General features: G+C 75.3%; 14 protein-coding genes. 9 read left to right on the top strand and 5 right to left on the bottom strand.

All coding sequences use genetic code 11. The features are described from left to right. The first annotated feature begins 209 nt into the window (after positions 1-209). A complete protein-coding gene (locus CS2_RS10030; RefSeq protein WP_046528812.1) occupies positions 210-2,120 on the top strand; it encodes a DUF4914 family protein in 1,911 nt (636 codons plus the stop codon). A 186-nt stretch (positions 2,121-2,306) separates the two neighbouring features. Continuing rightward, positions 2,307-5,036: a cation-translocating P-type ATPase gene (locus CS2_RS10035; RefSeq protein ID WP_070319871.1), complete on the top strand. Its 2,730-nt coding sequence runs from the start codon at positions 2,307-2,309 to the stop codon at positions 5,034-5,036. Between the two features lie 38 nt (positions 5,037-5,074). Here the strand turns inward: CS2_RS10035 and CS2_RS10040 are convergent, their stop codons facing one another. From CS2_RS10040 to CS2_RS10050, 3 genes are all read right to left on the bottom strand, one after another. Then, on the bottom strand, positions 5,075-5,389 hold the full coding sequence (locus tag CS2_RS10040) for a hypothetical protein (protein WP_070319872.1): 315 nt from the start codon (positions 5,387-5,389) through the stop codon (positions 5,075-5,077). Positions 5,390-5,478: 89 nt separating this feature from the next. Further along, a complete protein-coding gene (locus CS2_RS10045; protein WP_070319887.1) occupies positions 5,479-5,889 on the bottom strand; it encodes a VOC family protein in 411 nt (136 codons plus the stop codon). Between the two features lie 10 nt (positions 5,890-5,899). Then, positions 5,900-6,349, bottom strand: coding sequence for a helix-turn-helix transcriptional regulator (locus CS2_RS10050; protein ID WP_070319888.1), 450 nt, complete (start codon positions 6,347-6,349; stop codon positions 5,900-5,902). A gap of 118 nt (positions 6,350-6,467) precedes the next feature. Here CS2_RS10050 and CS2_RS10055 point away from each other — a divergent pair, with 118 nt between their 5' ends. The 3 genes from CS2_RS10055 (at position 6,468) to CS2_RS10065 (ending at position 10,674) form a co-directional block, all read left to right on the top strand. Next, positions 6,468-8,045: a bifunctional phosphatase PAP2/diacylglycerol kinase family protein gene (locus tag CS2_RS10055; RefSeq protein WP_156442081.1), complete on the top strand. Its 1,578-nt coding sequence runs from the start codon at positions 6,468-6,470 to the stop codon at positions 8,043-8,045. Between the two features lie 200 nt (positions 8,046-8,245). Next, entirely contained in the window at positions 8,246-9,655 is a 1,410-nt protein-coding gene (locus CS2_RS10060) for a hemolysin family protein (RefSeq protein WP_070319874.1), read from the top strand. Then, complete coding sequence (locus tag CS2_RS10065) at positions 9,652-10,674, top strand: hemolysin family protein (RefSeq protein WP_070319875.1); 1,023 nt, start codon at positions 9,652-9,654, stop codon at positions 10,672-10,674. Before CS2_RS10060 ends, CS2_RS10065 begins: the two co-directional genes overlap by 4 nt. Before the next feature lie 132 nt (positions 10,675-10,806). Here the strand turns inward: CS2_RS10065 and CS2_RS10070 are convergent, their stop codons facing one another. Next, a complete protein-coding gene (locus CS2_RS10070; protein ID WP_070319876.1) occupies positions 10,807-11,514 on the bottom strand; it encodes a FadR/GntR family transcriptional regulator in 708 nt (235 codons plus the stop codon). A gap of 251 nt (positions 11,515-11,765) precedes the next feature. On the opposite strand from CS2_RS10070, the gene CS2_RS10075 reads away from it, so the two are divergent. From CS2_RS10075 to CS2_RS10090, 4 genes are read left to right on the top strand one after another with little or no spacing between them, the layout of a single operon-like run. After that, positions 11,766-12,680: an ABC transporter substrate-binding protein gene (locus CS2_RS10075; RefSeq protein WP_046528817.1), complete on the top strand. Its 915-nt coding sequence runs from the start codon at positions 11,766-11,768 to the stop codon at positions 12,678-12,680. A 17-nt stretch (positions 12,681-12,697) separates the two neighbouring features. Next, positions 12,698-14,269, top strand: a complete 1,572-nt coding sequence (locus CS2_RS10080) for an amino acid ABC transporter permease/ATP-binding protein (RefSeq protein WP_070319877.1) — start codon at positions 12,698-12,700, stop codon at positions 14,267-14,269. 2 nt (positions 14,270-14,271) lie between these two features. Further along, positions 14,272-14,742, top strand: coding sequence for a RidA family protein (locus CS2_RS10085; protein ID WP_156442082.1), 471 nt, complete (start codon positions 14,272-14,274; stop codon positions 14,740-14,742). Continuing rightward, positions 14,739-15,878 (top strand): acetamidase/formamidase family protein, encoded by a 1,140-nt coding sequence (locus CS2_RS10090; protein ID WP_070319878.1) that lies wholly within the window; start codon positions 14,739-14,741, stop codon positions 15,876-15,878. The genes CS2_RS10085 and CS2_RS10090 overlap by 4 nt, the downstream gene beginning before the upstream one ends. Before the next feature lie 70 nt (positions 15,879-15,948). Here the strand turns inward: CS2_RS10090 and CS2_RS10095 are convergent, their stop codons facing one another. After that, complete coding sequence (locus CS2_RS10095; RefSeq protein ID WP_070319879.1) at positions 15,949-17,442, bottom strand: glutamate synthase subunit beta; 1,494 nt, start codon at positions 17,440-17,442, stop codon at positions 15,949-15,951. Positions 17,443-17,682 lie beyond the last annotated feature (240 nt).

Genomic DNA, 17,682 nt, shown 5'->3' on the forward strand with positions numbered 1-17,682 from the left:
GGCGCGGCACCCGCGGCGGGTCCGGTGCCGCCCGCGCGCGACCGTCCGTGACCCGCGGGGAGGCCCGAAGGTCCCTTCGTCGCCGTCTCCGCCGGTCGTAATCTCCTGGCAAAGAGCAGCCCGCAGGCGGCACCACGTCGCCCCCGCGGTGCGGCTCGCCGGGCACTCGCACGCCGTCGCCCGGTCCCCCCGAAGGCGAAGGAGCTGCCGTGAGCGCCACCGTGACCGGTCCCCTGGCGGACGTGTCTCTCGCACCCGAGGTGCGTGCGGCCCTCGAGGCCAGTCCGCGACTCGTGATCCCCGCGACCCGCGAGGAGCTGTACCAGCTCGCGCTCGGCCCCGACGGCGGTCCCGTGTTCACGGTCGAGTACGACGTGAACGGCACGATGGTCCCCGAGGCGACCGTCACGCGCTGCCGCAACGGCGTGGCCGTGAACTACCCCGAGGACTACATGCGCCGGCGCGACCCGGACTGCATGCGGATCGCCGACGACCTGCCGACCGACAAGCCGCGCTACCGCGACGTGTTCGGCGCGGAGTTCGACCCGACGCGCGCCGAGACGCTCGAGTGGCTCGGCACGCAGGAGCTCGTGGTCGTGCCGTTCAAGGCCGGCGGCCCGCACTTCGGGTACCCGTCGCTCGCGATCGTGCCGCTCAACAGCGCGTTCTTCGCGCTCACGCTCGTCGACCTGCAGGGCTGGGTGACGTTCGACGAGATCGGCGCGTTCACGCCCCGCTCGATCCTCTACGTCGCGCCGCCGTTCCGGCACACGCACTTCGACAGCCGCCAGGTCGTCGTGCACAACCGGTCCGAGGTGCTGCACGAGGTCTGGGCGTACAACCTGTACCCGGGCCCGAGCGCCAAGAAGGGCGTGTTCTCGGTCCTGCTCGACATCGGCGAGCACGAGGGCTGGCTCACGGCGCACGCGTCGAGCGTGCGCGTGACCACGCCGTACGAGAACGAGACCGTGATCATGCACGAGGGCGCGTCGGGCGGCGGCAAGTCCGAGATGTGCCAGGAGATCCGGCGCGAGGGCGACGGGCGCATCCTCGTCGGCACGAACGTCGTGCGCGACGAGCCGTACCACATCACGCTCGGCGAGACGTCGAAGCTCGCGCCCGTGACGGACGACATGACGCTGTGCCACCCGTCCATCCAGAAGGGCAACGGGCGGCTGTCGGTGGCGGACGCCGAGGCCGGCTGGTTCGTGCGCGTCGACAACCTCACGAGCTACGGCGAGGACCCGGCGTTCGAGCGGGCCGTCATCGAGCCGCAGGAGCCGCTGCTGTTCCTGTCGATCGACGGCGTGCCGGACGCCACCGCGCTGCCGTGGGAGCACACGCTCGACTCCAACGGCAAGCGGTGCCCCAACCCGCGCGTCGTGATCCCGCGGACGTTCGTCAAGAACGTCATCTGCGAGCCCAAGGAGGTCGACGTCCGCACGTTCGGCGTCCGGATGCCGCTGTGCACGCGCGAGGCGCCGACGTACGGCGTCATGGGCATGATGCACATCGTGCCGCCGTCGCTCGCGTGGGTGTGGCGCCTGATCGCGCCGCGCGGCGACAAGAACCCGTCGATCGGCGAGAGCAAGGACGTCAAGAAGGCCCTCAAGCACGGTGGCATGGTCGCCGAGGGCGTCGGGTCGTACTGGCCGTTCTCGACCGGCACCAAGGTCGCGGCCGCGAACCTGCTGCTGCGCCAGATCGTCGAGAACGACCGCACGCGGTACGTCCTGACGCCGAACCAGCACATCGGCGCGTACAAGGTCGGGTTCTCGGCCGAGTGGCTGACCCGCGAGTACCTGGCGCGGCGCGGCGGCGGGCGGATCCTGCCCGAGCAGCTCACGCCGGCCCGGTGCGCGCTGTTCGGCTACCGGCCCAAGGAGATCAAGCTCGACGGCCAGCAGATCCGGCCCACGCTGCTGCAGCCCGAGTACCAGTCGCAGGTCGGTCTCGACGCGTACGACGCGGGTGCGCGGATCCTCACGGACTTCTTCAAGTCCGAGCTCGAGCAGTTCCTCACCGAGGACCTCGACCCGCTGGGCCGCAAGATCATCGAGGTGGTCCTGCGCGACGGCACGGTGGCCGACTACGAGGAGCTCACGCCGCTGTACGTGTGACGATCCCGCCGGGCCCGCCCGGCACCCGAGGGGCCGCGTCCTGCGACGGATGCGGCCCCTCGGCGTCCCCGCCGCGCGCCGTGCTCCCCGCCCGCCGTTCTCCCGGCCCGCCGTTCCCTGCGCGCGCCGCGCGTGCCACGATGCCAGGAGGGTGATCGCCGGACCGACGCAGCGACGGGGTGAGCGATGTCGACCATCACGCCCGACCACGAGCGCCCCGACGCGGCGCGGCAGGACGCGCTGCTGCCGTACGCGCGCCAGGCCGACGACGTGCTCGAGGCGCTGGGCAGCGCACGCGCGGGCCTGACGTCCGACGACGCGCGAGCCCGGCTGGCGACGACGGGACCCAACCGGCTGCCGACGCCGCAGCGCCCGCACGCGGTCGTGCGCTTCGCGTCGCACTTCGACGACGTGCTCATCTACATCCTGCTCGCGGCGGCCGTGCTCAAGGCGTTCCTCGGCGACTGGGTGGACTTCGCGGTGATCCTCGTGGTCGCCGTGGCCAACGCCCTGGTGGGGTTCCTGCAGGAGGGGCAGGCCGAGCGCGCGCTCGACGGCATCCGCACGATGCTGTCGCTGGACGCGACCGTGCGTCGCGACGGCGCGTGGACCGACGTCGACGCCGAGACGCTCGTGCCCGGCGACGTCGTGCGCGTGCGCTCGGGCGACAAGGTCCCGGCCGACGTGCGACTGCTCGCCGCGACGCACCTGCAGGTCGACGAGTCCGCGCTCACGGGCGAGTCGGTGCCCGCGGCGAAGGACGTCGCGCCGGTCGGTGCCGACGCGGGCGTCGGCGACCGCGCCAGCATGCTGTTCTCGGGCACGATCGTCGCGACCGGGACCGGCCGGGGCGTGGTCACCGCGACGGGGGCCGGCACGGAGATCGGGCGCATCCAGTCGCTCATCGCGGACGTCGACCCCCTCGAGACACCGCTCAAGCGGCAGCTGGGCCGCCTGGGCACGCTGCTGTCGCGCGGGATCCTCGTGATGGCGTTCGCGATGCTCGTCATCGGCCGCGTCGTGCACGACTTCGCGCTGCCCGAGCTGGTGTCGGCCGCGATCGGCTTCGCGGTCGCGGCCGTGCCCGAGGGTCTGCCGGCGCTCGTGACGATCACGCTCGCGCTGGGCGTGCAGCAGATGGCGCGTCGGCAGGCGATCACGCGCAAGCTCCCCGCGGTCGAGGCGCTGGGGTCGGTGACGACGATCTGCTCGGACAAGACCGGGACGCTCACGCGCAACGAGATGACGGCGCGCACGGTCGTCACGGCCGAGCGCACGTACGACGTCGAGGGCCTGGGGTACGAGCCGACCGGCGGCGTCACGCTCGACGGCGCGCCCGCGCCGCTCGCGGACCACCCCGACCTGCACGCGCTGGTGCGGGCGGCCGCGCTGTGCAACGACGCGCGCGTGACCCCCGACGAGGCGGGCCGCTGGCGCGTCGTCGGGCAGCCCACCGAGGGTGCGCTCACGACGCTCGCGCTGAAGTCCGGTCTCGGCACCGCGGGGGCGCGGCGCCTCGCGGCGGTGCCGTTCGAGTCGGCGACGAAGCTCGCGGCGACGCTCGACCGGCTCGCGGAGGACGACGTGCGCATCCACGTGCTGGGCGCGCCCGACCGCCTCCTGGACCGCGCGGCGACGCAGCGGGCGGCCGGCGGCGGGACGGCGCCGCTCGACGCGGCCACGTGGGAGCGCACGGTCGACGCGCTCGGCGCGCAGGGCCTGCGGGTGCTGGCGGCGGCCGAGCGACGCGTCGACCCCGCGACGTCCGCGCTCACGCTCGCGGACGTCGACGAGGGGCTCACCTTCCTGGGGGTCGTGGGGATCGTCGACCCGCCGCGGCCGGAGGCCGTGACCGCGATCGCCGACTGCCACCGCGCGGGCATCGCGGTGAAGATGATCACGGGCGACCACGCGGGCACCGCCGTCGCGATCGCGCGCGAGCTGGGCATCGTGCCCGCGGGCGAGCAGGTCGAGGCGCTCACGGGTGCCGAGCTGGAGGCCATGAGCGCCGAGCAGCTGCGCACGCGCGTGCGCGACGTCGACGTGTACGCGCGCACGAGCCCCGAGCACAAGATCCGGATCGTGCGTGCGCTGCAGTCGCACCACGAGGTGGTCGCGATGACCGGCGACGGCGTCAACGACGCGCCCGCGCTCACGCGGGCCGACGTGGGCATCGCCATGGGGGTCAAGGGCACCGAGGCCACCAAGGAGGCGGCCGAGATCGTGCTCGCGGACGACAACTTCGCGACGATCGAGCGCGCGGTCGAGGAGGGGCGCCGGATCTACGACAACATCCGCAAGTCGGTGGTGTTCCTGCTGCCGACCAACGGTGCGCAGTCGCTCGTCATCCTCGTGGCCGTGCTCTTCGGCCTCGCGCTGCCGCTGACGCCCGTGCAGATCCTGTGGGTCAACCTCGTCACGGCGGTCACGCTGTCGCTCGCGCTCGCGTACGACCCGGCGGAGGCCGGGATCATGGACCGGCCGCCGCGGTCGCCGAAGGAGGCCGTGCTGTCGCGCCCCGCGCTCGTGCTCGTGGTGTGGGCGTCGCTGCTGATCGGCGGCGCGACGCTCGCGACGTACCTGGTCGAGAAGCAGCTCGGCGCCGGCGACGGCGTCGCGCAGACCGCCGCGGTGACGATGCTCGCGCTCGGGCAGACCGCGTTCCTGTTCTCGTGCCGGTTCCTCACCGGGTCGAGCCTGACGTGGCGCGTGCTCACCGGGAACCGCGTGGTGTGGATGGCCGTGGGCGCGCTGCTGGTGCTGCAGCTCGTGTTCACGTACGCGCCGTTCATGCACGACTGGTTCGACTCGGCGCCGATCGGTGCGCGCGAGTGGGGCCTGACCGCGGCGTTCGCCGTCGCCGTGTTCCTGCTCGCGGAGCTCGGGAAGGTGGTCGCGCGGCGCGTGCGCGCGTGACCGGGCACCACCGGTCCCGCGGTCGGGTCGACGTGCGGTCAGGCCGGCGTGCGCTCGGGCGGGACGCGCTCGGGCGGCACGAACCAGCTCACGGACCGCGCGACGTCGCCCGCGCGCAGCCAGGTGTGCCGCTCGGACCGCGGGTCGTGGTCGTGCTCGCGCCACGCGACCATCACGTGCGTGCGCGTCCACCGGATCGCGCGCGCCGCGCGCCACTCCTCGGTGCCGTCGGACCACACGAGCCGGACGACGACCGCGACGTCGCCCTGCGGGCGCGTCGGGATGCCGTCGGGGACCTCGCTGTTGGCGACGTCCCGCGCGGGCGGGCGCGGCGGGGTCGAGCGGTCGGGCATGGACCCATCGTATCGAACACGTGTTCGACCGCATCACGCTGGTGCGATCTTTCACCCGGACCGGACGGCGCCGCGCCCCGGGGGCGCCGTCACGCGACCTGGTGGATCCGCACCATGTTCCCGGCGGGGTCGCGGAACGCGCAGTCCCGCACGCCGTACGGCTGGTCGGCGGGCTCCTGCACGACCTCGGCGCCACCGGCCTGCACCTGCGCGAACACCGCGTCCACGTCGGACGTGCCGAGCACGACCGCGCCGTACGAGCCCTTCGCCATGAGCTCGGCGATCACGCGTCGCTCGTCCTCGGTGACGCCCGGGTCGGCCGCCGGCGGGTGCAGCACGACCGACGTGAGCGGCTGCGCGGGCGGGCCCACGGTGATCCAGCGCATCGCGCCGTGGCCGACGTCGTTGCGCACCTCGAACCCGAGCACGTCGCGGTAGAACACGAGCGACGCCTCAGGGTCGTCGGCCGGCAGGAACGCGAGATGGAGGAACAGGTCCATGCGGGCCACGCTAGGCCGACGCGCCCGCCGCGGACTTCTCGGATCCTGACGGGTCCCGGCGCGGCCGCATGACCTGCTTGACGACGCACCCGGGGAGCCCCGCGCCCTGCCCGGCCGCGAGGCGCCGGTAACGCCCCGGCGAGACGCCGACGAGCTCGGTGAACCGCGTCGTGAACGTGCCGAGCGACCCGCACCCGACCGCGAAGCAGACCTCGGTGACCGACAGGTCGCCGCGCCGCAGCAGGGCCATCGCGCGCTCGACGCGACGCGTCATGAGGTACGCGTACGGCGGCTCGCCGAACGCGGCGCGGAACCGCCGGCTGAGGTGCCCGGCGGACATGTGCGCGCCCCGCGCGAGCGCCTCGACGTCGAGCGGCTGCGCGTAGTCCCGGTCGATGCGGTCACGCACCGTGCGCAGCAGCCGCAGCTCGCGCAGCCGCGCGTCCGCATCGGTCGTCATGGCACCAGCGTGCCCCTCCCGCGTGCGTGTGACCAGCGCCACGACGCACGACCGGCGCCCCCGGGAGCCGCGTGCGACGCTGGGCCGGACGTGCGCGCCGCGCACCGGGAGGGGTGCCATGCCGAGGGGTCACGAGGGCCGCGCGCGCGGTGTGCTGCAGCCCCACGTGCGGTCGACGCTCGTGCGGCGCCTGGACCGCGCGGCGCACGACCGCACCGCCGCGCGCCGGCTCGGCCCGCGCGCCGACGCCGCGCTGGTGCGGCTCTCGACCGCCGCGGACCGCTCGCGCCTGTGGTGGGCGGTCGGCGCGGGCCTGGCGCTGACGGGCGCGCGCGGGCGGCGTGCCGCGCTGCGCGGCCTGGGGTCGGTCGCGGTCGCGAGCGCACTGGCGAACCTGCTCGGCAAGGTCGTGTTCGGCGGGGCCCGCCCCGACGCGACGACGCTGCCGTGGGTGCGCCGGCTCGCGCGGCAGCCGACGTCGGGCTCGTTCCCGTCGGGGCACAGCGCGTCGGCCGCCGCGTTCGCGACCGGCGTCGCGCTCGAGTGGCCCGCCGCGGGCGCGGCCGTCGCACCCGTGGCCGGGGCCGTCGCGTACTCGCGCCTGCACGTCGCCGCGCACTGGACGTCCGACGTCGTCGCCGGCGCCGCGCTGGGGGCCGGGGTCGCGCTCGTCGGGCGACGGCTCGTGCCGTCCGGCGACCTGCCCGGCCCGGACGTCCCCGCGGGCCCGCCGGCCGTCGTGCCCGCGCTGCCGGAGGGCGAGGGGCTCACGGTCGTGGTCAACCCGCGCTCGGGCGCGTCGAGCGTGCGCCTGCGGCCCGTGACCGAGCAGGTGCGCGCGGCGCTCCCCCGCGCGCGCGTCGTCGAGCTCGCCGACGGCACGTCGGCCACCGACCTCGTGGCGCGGGCCGTGGCCGCCGGTGCACGCGCGGTCGGCGTCGCGGGCGGCGACGGCACGGTCGGTGCGGTCGCGCACGCGGCGCGCGCGCACGGTCTGCCGCTCGCGGTCTTCCCGACCGGCACGCTGAACCACTTCGCGCGCGCCGCCGACCTCACGTCGGTCACGGCCACGGCCCGCGCGGTCGAGACCGGCACGGCCGTGACGGTCGACGTCGGCGAGCTCACGGTCGGCGACGACGCCCCGGTGACGGTCCTCAACACGTTCTCGGTGGGCGTCTACCCCGAGCTCGTGACGACCCGCGACCGGCTCGCGCCGCGCCTGGGCAAGCCCGTCGCCGCGCTCGTGGCGGCCGCGCGCACGCTGCGCGCGGCCGAGCCCGTCGCGCTCGTCGTCGACGACGAGGACGGCCGCTGGTGGTCGGTCTTCGCGGGCGTCGACCGCTACCACCCGACGAGCCTCGCCCCCGTCGCGCGCCGCCGCCTCGACGACGGGCTGCTCGACGTGCGTGACGCGCGCGACGGGACGGCGCACAGCCGGCTGCGCACGTTCCTCGAGGCCGCGGGCGGCGACCTGGGGGCGCGCCTCGCGCACGCCGTGCCACCCGTGCGGCGGCGGCTGGTCGTGCGGCAGCGCGGCGCGACCGCGCTGCGCGTGCGCGCGCGGGACGACGGGCAGCCCGTGGTGCTCGCGCACGACGGCGAGACGACCGACCTGCCGGCGGGTGCGACCGCGCACCTGCGGCTGCTGCCCGCGGCGCTCGTCGTCTACGCGCCGCACGACCCGCGCGACGGCTGACACCGCGACACCTGGGCGCACGGGGCACGCACGGGCGCGTCCTCTACGATCGTCGACGCCGCGGGAACACGGCGACCCTCGCGACGTTCCCCACGCGTCCCCCTTCACCGACCCGGAGATCCGATGGACCCCGACAGTCCCGGGCACAGTCCCGTGCCCCGCCCCTGCCACGCGACGACGCGACGGGGGGTGGGGCACCGATGTGGGTGATCACCCTGCTGCTCGGCGTGCTCGTCATCCTGGCGATCACCGCCGCGACCGCGTACTTCGTGGCGCAGGAGTTCGGCTACATGTCCGTCGACCGGTCGCGGCTCGCCGCCCGGGCCGAGGCCGGTGACGCCGGTGCGCGCAAGGCGCTCGAGGTCACGCGCCGCACGTCCTTCATGCTGTCGGGCGCCCAGCTCGGCATCACCGTCACGGGCCTGCTCGTCGGGTACGTGGCCGAGCCGCTGGTCGGCGAGTCGATCGGCGAGGCCCTCGGCCTCGTGCACCTGCCGACGGGCGTCGGCATCGCGGTCGGCACCGTGCTCGCGCTGCTGTTCTCGACGTTCGTGCAGATGCTGTTCGGCGAGCTGTTCCCCAAGAACCTCGCCATCGCGCGCCCCGAGCCGACGGCCGTGCGGCTCGCGACGTCGACCATCTGGTACCTGCGCGGGTTCGGCTGGCTCATCCGCGTGTTCGACGCGGCGTCGAACGCGCTGCTCAAGGTGCTGGGCATCGAGCCCGTGCACGACGTCGAGCACTCGGCGACCGCGCGCGACCTCGAGCACATCGTCGCGGACTCGACCGACCTGCCGCGCGAGCTGTCGGTGCTGCTGGACCGCATCATCGACTTCCCGCAGCGCGACGTCGAGCACGCGATGGTGCCGCGCTCGCGCGTCGACACGGTGACCCCCGACACGGGCGTCGCGCGCCTGCGCGAGCTCATGTCCGACGGGCACTCGCGCTACCCGGTGCTCGACGACGAGTCCGTCACGGGCGTCGTGCACCTGCCCGACGTGCTGCGCTGCACCGACCCGTCGGCGACCGCGGCGCGCCTGCAGCGCCCCGCCGCGCTCGTGCCCGAGTCGATGGCGCTGACGGACGCGGTACGCCTGCTGGTCGGCTCGGACAACCAGCTCGCGGTCGTCATCGACGAGTACGGCGGCTTCGCCGGTGCGCTGTCCCTCGAGGACGTCGCCGAGGAGCTCGTGGGCGAGATCCACGACGAGCACGACCCGCTCGACGCGGCCGACGCGACCGAGCAGGACGACGGCTCGTGGCTCGTCGCGGGCGACGTGCACGTCGACGAGGTCGAGCGCGCGCTCGGCCGCGACCTGCCGCGCGACGACTACGAGACGATCGCCGGCCTGGCGATCGACGCGCACGGCGCGCTGCCCCCCGAGGGCACGGTCCTGCAGGTGCCGCTGCCGCCCGACCCGGCGCTGCTCGCCGAGGCGGGCGAGCCGCCCGCCGAGGTGCTGCGCATCGAGGTCCTCGACGTCGAGCGGCACGTGCCCTCGCGCGTCCGCCTGAGCGTCGAGCAGGCCGAGCCGGACGGGCAGGACGAGGGGGCCGAGCAGCACGAGGACGAGCCCGCGGACGCCGCGGACCAGGAGGTCGAGCGATGAGCACGTGGGTCGTCGTCGTCGTGACGGTCGCGATCATCGCGCTGTCCGCGTTCTTCGTCGCCGTCGAGTTCGCGATGCTGGCGGCACGCCGCCACCGCCTCGAGGACGCCGCCGGCTCCAGCCGGTCGGCACGCGCCGCGCTGCGCAGCTCGCACGAGCTGACGGTCCTGCTCGCGGGCGCGCAGCTCGGCATCACGGCGTGCACGCTCGCGCTCGGCGCGATCACCAAGCCCGCGGTGCACCACTGGCTCACGCCGCTGTTCGCGTCGTGGGGCCTGCCGGCCGTGCCGGCCGACGTGCTGGGGTTCGTCCTCGCGCTCGTCGTCGTGACGTTCCTGCACCTCGTGGTCGGCGAGATGGCGCCCAAGTCGTGGGCCATCGCGCACCCCGAGTCGTCGGCGCAGCTGCTCGCGCTGCCGATGCGCGCGTTCATGTGGGCCGTGCGGCCCGTGCTGCGGGCGCTCAACGAGACCGCCAACCGGATGCTGCGCCGCGTGGGCGTCGAGCCGGTCGACGAGATGGCCGCGGGCACCGACCCGGCGTCGCTGCGCCACCTGGTCGAGCACTCCGCGAACGTGGGCGCGCTCGACGCGGCGTTCTCGCGGCAGCTCTCGCAGGCGCTCGACCTGCAGCGCATGACGGTCGGCGACCTCGCCGACCCGAGCGCGGCGCCGGTGACGGTGCCGACGGGCGGGACGGTCGAGGACGTGCAGCGCGTGTCGCTCGAGAGCGGGCACCTGCGCATCCTCGTCGGCGACGGGGACGCGGTGTCGGGGGTCGTGCACGTGCGCGACACCCTCACGAGCCCGCCCGAGGCACCGCTCGCGCCGTTCGTGCGGCCCGTGTACGAGCTGCCGGCGGACACGCTGGTCGCGACCGCGTTCGCGGGCATGCGCGAGGGTCGCCACCACCTCGCGGTCGTCACGGGCGGCGAGCGCGCGCTCGTCGTGACGCTCGCCGACGTCGTGGAGCGGCTGCTGCCGCGCGCGACCGGCGCACCGGTGCCCGCGGGGGTCTGACGCGCGACGCCGACGGGCCCGTCCCCCCACCCGGGGGCGGGCCCGTCGGCGTACCCGGGCAGGCGCGGATCGCGTGCCCTGGCGCACGTCCGCGGCCCTCCGCGCGGCGCGTGCCGGCGGCCGGCGCGGACGTCAGTGCGCGCGGCGTGCGATGAGCCCGCGCACGGACCCGAGGTGCTCGGCCATCGCGCGGCGCGCGCCCTCGGCGTCGTGCCGCTCGATCGCGTCGTAGACGGCGCGGTGCCCGTCGAGGGACGTGCGGCGCCCCTCCTTGGTGGTGTGCGAGTGCCGGCGCACCCCCATGGTCCAGTCGGTCATGAGCGTGTGCAGCGTGCTGACCAGCGGGTTCCCGGCCGCGCGCGCGACGAGCAGGTGGAACTCGATGTCGCACTCGAGCGACCCCTCGGCACGCGCCTGGCCGGCCGTGCGGTCGAGCACCTCGCGGAGCTGGAGGAGGTTCGCCGCGGTCGCGCGCTGCGCCGCGAGCCCGGCGACGGCGGGCTCGACGATCTCGCGGAGCTCGGCGGCGTCGCGCTCCTCGCGCGACGGCGCGTCCGGCGCCGACAGGTCGAGCAGCTCGCGCTCGGCACCGCTGCGCTCGACGACGACCGTGCCGCGCCCGGGACGGCGCTCGATGAGGTGCTTGTTCTCGAGCTCGTGCATGGCCTCGCGCAGCGTCGCGCGGGACACCTGGAGGGTCGCGGCGAGGTCGCGCTCGGCCGGCAGCCGGTCGCCCGGCGTGAGGCTGCCGGTCGCGATGAGGCGCTCGAGGTGGGCGGCGAGCACGACCGAAATGTTCTCGGTCCTGCGGGACAGGGGCGGGATCTCGACCGGGCTCACCTGGGTGCTCCTTCGCCACGGCGTCGGCGGACGGCCGGACGCTACCACGGTCGCGGCCTGTTGGTCTGACCATCCGACCGCCTGTTTCGGCCCTGTGAACTTGCCGTAACAGTCTCTCGACGTCGAGCGACCAGGCCTGGACGGGCGTCTAGCGTCAGCCGCACTTGGTCAGACCATCTGGCCGAGAGCCTCCCCCGGCGACCGGCTCGCAGTCCCCCGGCGAGCCCCGCCGCACGACCGAGAGGACCCCCATGACCCCGTCCCGCCGCGCTGCCGCACCCGCCGCAGCCGCCACCCTCCTCCTCGCCCTCGCCGCGTGCACCAGCACGAGCGACGCCGCCGAGGCACCCGCCTCGCAGTGGTCCGACCTCGCCGACTCCGCCGCGTGCGCCGACCTCCGCGAGGCGCACCCCGACCTCGTCGGCACCACCCAGACCAACGCGATCAACCCGCACACCCCCGGCTACGAGGTCATCGACCCCGAGAACCCCGACCGGTTCATGGGCTTCGACATCGACCTCGGCGAGGCCATCGGCGCGTGCCTCGGGTTCGACGTCGACTACGTCGCCGTCGGGTTCTCCGAGCTCATCCCCACCGTCGCGTCCGGCCAGGCCGACTGGATCGTCTCCAACCTGTACGCGACGCAGGAGCGCGCCGCCGGCGGCGTCGACTTCATCTCCTACTCCAAGGTCTTCGACGGCGTCCTGGTGGCGAAGGGCAACCCCGAGGGCATCACCGGCATCGACACGTCCCTGTGCGGCCTGACCGTCGCCCTCAACAAGGGCTACGTCGAGGTCCCGCTCGTCGAGGCCGTCGCCCCCGACTGCACCGCCGCGGGCCTGGCCGCGCCCGAGGTCGCGCTGTTCGACTCGAGCGCCGACTGCGTGCAGGCCATCCTCGCCGGCCGCGCCGACGCCTACATGAACGACATCAACACCGTGAACCGGTTCATCGCCGAGCACCCCGACGACCTCGACTCCGCCGAGACCGTCATGCTCGACTACGAGATCGGCATCGGCGTGCTGCAGGGCGAGCACGAGTTCCGCGACGCCGTGCAGGCCGCCCTCACGGTCGTGCAGGACACCGGCCTGCAGACCGAGCTCGCCGAGAAGTGGGAGCTCGACGCCAACGCCGTCGCCGAGCCGACCGTCCTCTCGGTCGGCTGACGGCGGGGGCCCACGACATGACGGACTTCCTGCACTACCTCACGCTGCCCTACCTGCTGCAGGGCATGGGGTTCACGCTCCGCCTGCTGGCCATGGGGTTCGTCGGCGGGCTCGCGCTCGGCCTGGTGCTCGCGTCGATGCTGCTGTCGCGGCACCGCGCGGTCGCCGCCGTCGCCCGCGCCTACACGACGCTCTACCGCGGCACGCCGCTGATCCTGCAGCTCGTGTTCGTGTTCACCGTGCTCCCGCACGCGGGGGTCACGCTCACCCCCGTGGTCGCGGGCGGTGTCGCGCTCGCGATGAACGAGGCGACGTTCTTCGCCGAGATCATCCGGTCGGCGGTGCGCGAGGTGCCCGCCGGCCAGCGGGCGGCGGGCCGGGCGCTCGGGCTCGGACCCGCCGGGCTGCTGCGTCACGTCGTGGGCCCCCAGGCCTTCCGCTCGATGGTCCCCGCGCTCGGCAACGAGGCGGTCGCGACCATGAAGAACTCGGCGCTCGCGTCGATCATCGCGGTCCCCGAGCTCACGCTGCGCACGCAGCAGCTCGCGTCGGCGACGTTCGACTACTTCGAGATCTACTTCGCCACCGCGGTCATGTACCTGCTGCTCACGGCCGCCATCACGGGCCTGCAGCTGCTCGTCGAGGCGCTCGTCGACCCCGACGGCGTGCGCCGCCGCGGCTGGCTCGCGCTGTGGCGCCGGCGGCCCGCGACGGCCACCCCCGCCCCGCCCCCGGGGCACGCACCGGCCGCACCGGCGGACGTCCCCGTCCCCGACGACCGGCGCACGCACGCCGACCCGCCGCCGCGCTCGTTCGGCGAGGCGATGGTCGAGGCACGTGGCCTGCGCCGCTCCTACGGCGACACCGAGGTGCTCGCGGGCATCGACCTCATGGTCCGCGAGGGCGAGGTCGTCGCGCTCCTCGGCCCGTCGGGCTCCGGCAAGAGCACGCTGCTGCGCACGCTCAACCACCTCGACGGGCTCGACGGCGGCTCGGTGCTCGTCAACGGCACCGCCATCGGCTACGACTGGCAGGGCCGCGAGCTGCCCGAGCGGCGCACCGCCCGGCAGCGCGTCACCGCGGGCGTCGGCATGGTGTTCCAGAGCTTCGACCTCTTCGAGCACCTCACGGTCCGCGAGAACGTCGCGGCACCGCTGCGGTGGGTCCACGGCCTGGGCCGCGACGAGGCGTCGGCCCGCGCCGACGAGCTCCTCGCGTCGGTGGGCATGAGCCACCGCGCCGACGCCCTGCCCCGCCACCTGTCGGGCGGTCAGCAGCAGCGCGTCGGGATCGCGCGGGCCCTCGCGCCCCGCCCCCGCGTGCTCCTGCTCGACGAGCCGACCAGCGCGCTCGACCCCGAGAAGGTCGCCGAGGTGCTGCAGGTCATCCGCGACCTGGCCCGCACGTCGGGGCTGACGATGGTCATCGCCACGCACCAGCTCCGCTTCGCGCGCGAGGTCGCCGACCGGGTCGTCTTCATGGCCGGCGGCGTGGTCGTCGAGGAGGGCCCCGCGGACGACGTCCTGCTGCGCCCGCAGCACGCGCTCACGCGCTCCTTCGTGGGCGCGATGGACTCGGCGGAGGTGTGAGCGTGCACCAGGGCCAGACCCCCGTCCCGCCCGAGCGCGAGGCGCTCGTCCTCACCGGTCACCCCGGCGTCCCGACGCAGGTCGGCCCGTTCGCGCACGCCGTGCGCTGGGGCGACACGCTGTGGGTCACCGGGCAGATGCCCACCGACCCGCGCACGGGCGCCGTCGTCGGCGACGACGTCGTGACCCAGACCCGGCAGGTCATGCGCAACCTCGAGGCCGTGCTGCACGCCGCGGGCGCGCGGCTCGCGGACACCCTCATGGTCCGCGCCTACCTCACGGACTTCGACGAGTACGCGGCCTTCAACGCCGAGTACGCCACGTGGTTCCCCGCCGGGCTGCCGGCCCGCACGTGCGTCGGCGTCACCGGGCTCGCCGTCGGCGCCCGCGTCGAGGTCGACCTCGTCGTGGGCCTGCGCCCGCACCGCAGCACCGAGCAGGACCCGTCCGCACCCGAGGGAGCCGCACGATGACCGCCACCACGACCGCCCCCGCCACGTCCGTCGTCCTGCAGCCCGGCGAGGGCCCGGTCCTCGGCGAGCACTACCTGCCCAGCCGCGCGCACGAGGTGCGGTGGGGCTGGCTGCCGGACCGCACGAGCGCACCCGTGCTCGAGGTGCCCGACGGCGCGACCGTCACGATCGACACCCTCAGCCACGAGGGCCTGCTGGCCGACCAGGGGCGCGACCCGCGGCGGTACCTCGCGCAGTTCGGGGTCGCCGACGTGCTCGCCGACGCGGTCGACCTGGCCGCGTCGCCGCTGGTCAACGGCGGTGACGACGGGCCGCACGTCGTCACCGGGCCGATCGAGGTGACCGGTGCCCGCGCGGGCGACGTGCTGCGGGTCGACGTCCTCGACCTCGCGCGGCGCGTGCCGTACGGGTTCGTGTCCAACCGGCACGGGTACGGGGCGCTGGCCGGCGAGTACCCCGAGGACCTCGACTCGACGCCCACGCGGCACGTCGACGCGATGGTCTGCGACGGCACCGTGAGCCACTTCGCGTGGGTCGGCGAGCACGAGGGGCGCGACGTCGGGTACATGGACGCCGGCGGCGGGCGCACCGTGCGGTTCGGCCTCGCGCCGTTCCTCGGCCTCATGGGCGTCGCCCCCGACACCGACGAGCCCGTGCCGTCGGTGCCGCCCGGCCCGCACGGCGGCAACATCGACGTCAAGCACACGACGGTCGGCTCGACGCTCTACCTGCCGGTCGCGGTCGACGGTGCGCTGTTCTGCGCGGGCGACCCGCACTTCGCGCAGGGCAACGGCGAGGTCGCGCTCACCGCGCTCGAGGCGTCGCTGCGCGCGACGCTGCGGCTGACCGTGCTGCGGCCCGCCGACCGCACGGCCGTGCTCGGCGCGGCGGCCGGACCCGTCGTCGAGACCCCGACGCACTGGGTGCCGACGGGTCTGCACCCCGACCTCGACGAGGCGATGCGCGCGGCCGTGCGCAACGCGGTCGCGTTCCTGCACGGCCGGTTCGGCGTGCCGCGCGCGGTCGCGCTGGCCTACCTGTCGGCCGCGGGCGACTTCGAGGTGAGCCAGGTGGTCGACGCCGTCAAGGGCGTGCACTGCATGATCGCGAAGGCGGACTGGACCGCCTGGACGTGACGCGCAGGCCTCCCGGCGCCGGCTGGCGCGGCCGGGGCGGGGGCGGTCGGGGCGGGGCGGGTGCGCGCGGTCAGCGCGTGCCCGCCCCGGCGCGCACGCCCATCGCGACCGTGCTCGCGCGCACGGGCGCGGGCAGCGCCGTGCTGCCGGACAGGAACCGGTCGACGGCCGCGGCGGCGGCCCGCCCCTCGGCGATCGCCCACACCACGAGCGACTGCCCGCGGCCGGCGTCGCCCGCGACGAACACGCCGGGCGTCGTCGTCGCGTAGTCGTCGTCACGCTCGATCGCGCCGCGGGGACCGCGCGCGACGCCCAGCTCGTCGAGCAGCGCGCCCGGCTCGGCGCCCGTGAAGCCCAGCGCGAGCAGCACGAGGTCGGCCGGCAGCTCGCGGCGCGTGCCCGCCACCGGCACGAACCGGCCGGCGACCTGCTCGACGTCCTCGACCTCGACGGCACGCACGGCGCCCGCGCCGTCGTCGAGGAAGCGCACCGTGCTCGTGGCCCACACGCGCTCGCCGCCCTCCTCGTGCGCGCTGGCCGTGCGCAGCACGCGCGGGTACGTCGGCCAGGGCTGGTCGGCGGGGCGCTCCGTCGGCGGCGTCGGCAGGATCTCGACCTGGGTCACCGACCGCGCGCCCTGGCGCAGCGCCGTGCCCAGGCAGTCGGCGCCGGTGTCGCCGCCGCCCACGACGACGACGTCGAGGCCGGTCGCGACGAGCTGGTCCGGGACCGTGTCGCCGACCGCCGCGCGGTTCGCCTGCGGCAGGTACGTCATGGCCTGCTCGACGCCGCGCAGGTCGCGCCCGTCGACCGGCAGGTCCCGCGGGACCGTCGAGCCCGTGGCCAGCACGACCGCGTCGTACCGCGCTCGCAGCTGCGCGCCCGTGACGTCGACGCCGACGTCGACGCCCGTGCGGAACCGCGTGCCCTCGGCGGCCATCTGCGCCAGCCGCCGGTCGAGCACGCGCTTCTCGAGCTTGAACTCGGGGATGCCGTACCGCAGCAGGCCGCCCGCGCGGTCCGCGCGCTCGTGGACCACCACGGTGTGACCGGCGCGCGTGAGCTGCTGCGCGCACGCGAGCCCCGCGGGCCCGGACCCGACCACGGCGACCGTGTGGCCCGAGAGCCGCTCGGGCACCTGCGGCGCCAGCAGCCCGCGGTCGAACGCCTCCTCGGCGACCGCCACCTCGACGTTCCGGATCGTGAGCGGCTCACCGTTGATCCCCAGCACGCACGCGGCCTCGCACGGCGCCGGGCAGATGCGGCCCGTGACCTCGGGGAAGTTGTTGGTCGCGTGCAGCCGGTCGCACGCGTCGGCCCACTGCCCGCGCCACGCGAGGTCGTTCCACGCGGGCATCTCGTTGCCCAGCGGGCATCCGGAGTGGCAGAACGGGATGCCGCAGTCCATGCAGCGCCCCGCCTGGCGGCGCACGAGCGCGACGTCGTCGGGGTGACCCGCACGGTGCGCGTGCACCTCGCGCCAGTCGAGCAGGCGCACGGCCACGGGACGGTCGGCGGGCAGCTCGCGCCGCCGCGTCGTGAGGAAGCCGCGGGGGTCTGCCATGGTCGCTCCCGGGGTGGCACGGCGGTGGACGCACGCACGGGCGGCGGCGCGGCCGCACGCAGGCGCAGCGTGCACGCTAGGCCGCGCGCGGGCGGTCGCCGGGGGTCGGAGGTCCCGACCGGGCGGGACCTCCGCAAAGGCGTGGCCCGCAGGGCCGTGCCGTCCTAGCGTGCGACCGGGCTCGCACGGAGCCCCGCCGCGCGCGACGCGACGGCGCTCCCCCGGAGAGGCGTGACGACG

Source organism: Cellulomonas iranensis NBRC 101100 = JCM 18110 (assembly GCF_001552375.1).
GTDB lineage: Bacteria > Actinomycetota > Actinomycetes > Actinomycetales > Cellulomonadaceae > Cellulomonas > Cellulomonas iranensis.